The 4,078-nt window shown below is 50.0% G+C and carries 4 protein-coding genes; all 4 read right to left on the bottom strand.

Features of this window, described 5'->3' with window-relative positions; all coding sequences use genetic code 11:
* Positions 1–206: S-adenosylmethionine synthetase N-terminal domain-containing protein (locus tag IBX50_RS17925; protein ID WP_292257716.1), on the bottom strand; the 206-nt coding region annotated here is incomplete at its 3' end.
* Between the two features lie 26 nt (positions 207–232).
* Positions 233–1,372 carry a cyclopropane fatty acyl phospholipid synthase gene (cfa, locus tag IBX50_RS17920; protein ID WP_292257714.1) on the bottom strand — a complete coding sequence of 380 codons (1,140 nt, stop codon included), beginning with the start codon at positions 1,370–1,372 and terminating at the stop codon, positions 233–235.
* A 111-nt stretch (positions 1,373–1,483) separates the two neighbouring features.
* The gene (locus IBX50_RS17915) at positions 1,484–2,338 is read right to left on the bottom strand and encodes a universal stress protein (RefSeq protein WP_292257712.1); all 855 of its coding nucleotides are present in this window, start codon (positions 2,336–2,338) and stop codon (positions 1,484–1,486) included.
* A gap of 2 nt (positions 2,339–2,340) precedes the next feature.
* Positions 2,341–3,828 carry a SulP family inorganic anion transporter gene (locus IBX50_RS17910; RefSeq protein ID WP_292257710.1) on the bottom strand — a complete coding sequence of 496 codons (1,488 nt, stop codon included), beginning with the start codon at positions 3,826–3,828 and terminating at the stop codon, positions 2,341–2,343.
* Positions 3,829–4,078: the final 250 nt, after the last annotated feature.

Below are 4,078 nucleotides of genomic sequence, written 5' to 3'. Positions count from 1 at the left end.
CACGAATTTGCCGGTTGGATTGATGTGGTAACGCGTATCCTTGTGCAATAGATCACACCGGTTTTCACCATGGTTTCACAGGCAACACGGGCGTGTTTGTCTTCAGCAATAATGGCGTCCAGCACTGCATCAGAAATCTGGTCAGCCAGCTTGTCGGGATGCCCTTCGGACACGGATTCGGAAGTAAAAAGGGAATATTCGCTCACATATCTCTCCATTCAGGAATTAGTTTTCAGCTGACTCGCGTGTAACCATTAACCACACCGGACTTAGCCATAACAAACTGCCATAGCTGTATATCTCTGGCACGGAAGGCACCTGCACAGGACAGCAGATAGTATTTCCACATACGATAAAAACGCTCACCCAGCTGGGCTGAAAACTTCGGCCAGGATGCCTCAAAGTTTTTAAACCAGGCCATCAGGGTTGTATCGTAATCAGCACCGAAGTTATGCAGATCTTCAATCACAAACAGATTGGAAGCTGCACTGGAAATCTGGCTGATGGATGGCAGATCGCCATTCGGGAAAATGTATTTGTCGACCCAGGGGTCTGGTGGTGTATGGCAAATATTTTTGCCAATGGTATGAAGTAAAAACAGTCCGTCATCTTTAAGGCAGCGGTTGGCAACCTCAAGAAAAATACGATGATTTTTGCGCCCCACATGTTCAAACATGCCGATACTGGCAATGCGGTCAAACTGTCCCTGCACTTCGCGGTAATCCTGTAAACGAAACTCCATGGGCAGTCCTGCATAACGCTGTTGCGCCCAGGCAGCCTGCTCTTTGGATATAGTGATACCCACGCATTCCACACCATAATTCTGTGCAGCAAAACTCATCAGGCTGCCCCAGCCACAACCGATATCCAATAATCGCATACCCGGTTTCAGACCCAGCTTGCGACAAACCAGATCCAGCTTGGCCTCTTGTGCTTCTACCAGAGTGGTGGCGTCTTTCCAGTAACCACAGGTATAAGTCATACGAGGATCCAGCATTGCTTCGTAAAACTCATTACCTAAATCATAATGCTGTTCACCCACCTGCCATGCTCGGCGGGATGTCTGCAAATTCATGATTTTTGCCCTGAGACCATGAAGCACCAGTCTTGCTGGTTTTAACTGCTGATCAAGCCTGGCACGCAACACACGGGTGAAAAACTCATCCAGTTGCTCAACTTCCCAGTCACCATCCATATAGGACTCACCAAGCCCCAGGCTGCCTTTGGCAAACAAGCGGTCTGCAACTCCCCTGGCTTTTAATTGGATATCCCACGGGCGAGTGCCGTTGATTTGAATATCAGCCTTTTCGATCAGATTAGCAGCCATTTTCATGGCTGCAGAGTCATCTACAACATTTTTAACCGCATTCATTATTGTGCCTTATTTTTTACTGTTTTAATTTTTATTAAATAAAATAAGACGAACTTTATGGTGGACTTAATCCATCCACTGTTATTAATACCGGCATGTGTGCATTCCTCATCAACGCATCAAAAGTACCGGCACTTCGCTCTGGCGCAGCAGATTAGTGGTGGTGCTGCCCACCAGAAATTCCCGAATGCGTGAGTGGCCGTAGGCACCCATTACAATCAGATCCAGCTGATGTTCTTTTTGATAACCCAGCAGGGTGCTTTCAACATCACCCTGTTTAATGGCCGTGGATACATCAGCATGCCCCTGCTCCAGCAGCTCCTTGCGGGCTTCTTCCAGCAACTGCTGATTCTTCTGATTATTTTCTCCCACCATCAACAGATGGAAAGGCAGTCCTTTACACAAAGGACTGCGAGCAATCACATATAAAACCTTTTTGGCGGTTGCACTGCCATCATAAGCCAGCAGTACCTTTTGCGGCTTGTTAAAGCTGGGGGGTGTAATCAGAATGCGGCAGCTGAGGGTACGAATCACCCGCTCCAGATTGCCGCCGATTTCGCGCAGGCCGGACTCGTGATCCTCACCCTGACGACCCAGCACCAGTACACGAGTGTCTTCCTGCAAGTCTTGCAGCGCTTCTACAAAATGCCCATGACGCTGTAATAATTCCGGGCTTTTAACACCCAGTGGCTCAACCCGCTTACGAGCTTCATCCAGTTGCAGCCGACCCTGCTCCAGTGCCAGCTTGCTGCGCTGAATATCCAGATCAGCCAATTCTTCCATCAGGTGTGTACGACTGCCCAGACCGATATTACCGCTCAGGTCAGTTTTTGCTGGGTAAATACTCTTATCCAGCACATGCAGCAATACCAGCGGACGCTCTACCTGGGTACTTACCCAGGCTGCTGCATCACAAACAGCCGCAGCGGCTGCCGAGTTATCAATACAAGCCACAATATTTTTCATGCTCAGTGGCCTCCCATCAGTTTTTCCACACCCTTGGGATCATCATGCACCCCAAAACGGTCAACAATGGTGGAACTGGCTTCGTTCAGGCCAATCAGCTCAACCTCTGCCCCTTCGCGGCGCAGCTTGATAATCACACGATCCAGCGACTCCACCGCAGTGATGTCCCAGAAGTGGGCTTCGGTCAGATCAATCACCACCTTGTCGACCACTTCTTTAAAGTCAAAGGATTCAATGAACTTGGTAGACGAAGTGAAAAACACCTGCCCAGTAACCTGATAAACCCGCGCGCCATCTTCGCGTTTGCTTTTCTTCACCAGCATGTAATGACCCACCTTGTTGGCAAAGAACATGGCCGCCAGTAGCACACCAACAAACACACCAATCGCCAGGTTATGTGTAGCCACCACCACAACCACTGTGGCAACCATCACAATATTGGTGGAAAGCGGGTGTTTTTTCAGATTAAACAATGAATCCCAACTGAAGGTACCAATAGCGACCATGATCATCACCGCTACCAGTGCCGCCATAGGGATGGCAGTCAACCAGTCAGCCAGGAAGATCACCATCACCAGCAGATAAACACCCGCAAGCAAGGACGACAGCCGGGTACGACCGCCGGACTTGATGTTGATAATTGACTGACCAATCATTGCACAGGCAGCCATACCACCAAAAAAGCCGGAAACCATGTTGGCAATGCCCTGGCCTTTACACTCACGATTCTTGTCACTTTTGCTATCGGTCAGATCATCCACAATGGTGGCCGTCATCATGGATTCCAGCAGACCCACCACCGTTAACATGACGGAATAAGGCAGGATAATCAGCAGGGTTTCCAGATTCAGTGGCACATCAGGCCACAAAAAGAAGGGCAGGGTATCTGGCAGTTCACCCATATCACCGACGGTACGGATATCGATACCCCAGATCATGGCAACGGCAGTCAGCGCCACAATACACACCAGTGGAGAAGGCAGCAGCTTGCCAATCACCGGCACATAGGGGAAGAGGTAAATGATTCCCAGACCAGCCAGCGTCATCACATACACATGCCAGGTGACATTGGTCAGCTCCGGCAGCTGTGCCAGGAAAATCAAAATCGCCAGTGCATTCACAAAGCCTGTGACCACCGAGCGGGATACAAAGCGCATCAGGCTGCCGAGCTTGAGATAACCGGCAATAATCTGTAATACACCGGTCAGCACCGTGGCCGCCAGCAAGTATTCCAGACCATGATCACGCACCAGTGTCACCATCAGCAGCGCCATGGCACCGGTGGCGGCAGAAATCATGCCGGGGCGACCACCGGTAAAGGCAATCACCACCGCCATGCAGAAGGAGGCATACAAGCCGACTTTGGGGTCTACCCCGGCAATGATGGAAAAGGCAATGGCTTCCGGAATCAGCGCCAGCGCCACCACAATACCCGCGAGCAGGTCGCCTCGCACATTGGAAAACCAGTTTTGTTTGATCGACTGGATCATGTTTTTCTCTTTTGACTGAAATGTTAAAAAAAGACCTGCACGGTTGTATGGCAGTCATGCCCAACCTGAGTATTGTTGTTTTTTGTTGCAGGAATAAAATAACGCAGTGTAAGTAAACTCTGCAAAAGATACGCCAGAATGCCTGAACGGCAAAAAAAGCTGAAAAGTTGGCTCAGTGCTTACACTGGAGGAGTTCCGTGACTGCTCCCCGCCCTAAGCGCTAAAGCGCCACGGGCGAGGCTTCCAACTT

The sequence above is a fragment of the Marinospirillum sp. genome, from assembly GCF_014859565.1.
Note: the sequence above shows the minus strand (reverse complement) of the source record. Positions and strands in the feature narration are given on the sequence as shown.

Excerpts from the sequence above, each read along its gene's own strand:
- cfa (WP_292257714.1), bottom strand. The coding sequence starts at position 1,372 with ATGAATGCGGTTAAAAATGTTGTAGATGACTCTGCAGCCATGAAAATG.
- IBX50_RS17915 (WP_292257712.1), bottom strand. The coding sequence starts at position 2,338 with ATGAAAAATATTGTGGCTTGTATTGATAACTCGGCAGCCGCTGCGGCT.
- IBX50_RS17910 (WP_292257710.1), bottom strand. The coding sequence starts at position 3,828 with ATGATCCAGTCGATCAAACAAAACTGGTTTTCCAATGTGCGAGGCGAC.